This window comes from Polaromonas sp. P1_G2 (assembly GCF_056405515.1).
This window is the reverse complement of the sequence record NZ_JBFUBY010001122.1, coordinates 1-456: the sequence shown is the minus strand read 5'-3', so window position 1 is coordinate 456 and position 456 is coordinate 1. Positions and strand designations below refer to the sequence as shown.

1 protein-coding gene is annotated in these 456 nt (G+C 61.8%); it reads right to left on the bottom strand.

Annotation, left to right across the window (positions count from 1 at the left end):
* Window positions 1-27: 27 nt before the first annotated feature.
* Window positions 28-456 (bottom strand): ArsR/SmtB family transcription factor (locus AC1D0P_RS29360; RefSeq protein ID WP_477679953.1); only part of this gene is annotated, 429 nt, incomplete at its 5' end.

Here is a 456-nt window from a genome sequence, read left to right as displayed (position 1 = left end):
TCCCCGGTCCAGCATCATTTCCGTCAGCTAGGCGCCGAGATAGCCGCCAAGATGATTGCGCCTTTCCGTCCAATCCAGGCAAAGCCTCACCCGCGCTCTCTGTTTTGACGGCGGCGGCAGCGGATGTTGCGCATGCCGCTCGAACCAGGCTTGGCCTGCCTCGCTGAAATCGAGACCATCGGGCTTGAGCACCAGCAGGTTTCGCTCCGAAAGACGATCGAGCAGCCTCACCCCGAGCCTCCCTGCAAGATGATCATAGCAAAGTCGCGCATGGCACAGAGCAGCATCGTGCCGGACCCGGTGAACAGGAGGGCTCGCCCAATTGGACAAGCTTTCGATGATCTCGGCGATTTCTCCAGACGCCAGGCGATAGAAGCGGTGTCGCCCTTGCCTCTCAACGGCCAGCAGTCCGCCATCGACCAGTTGGGCAAGGTGCGGGCTTGCCGCCTGTGGCGA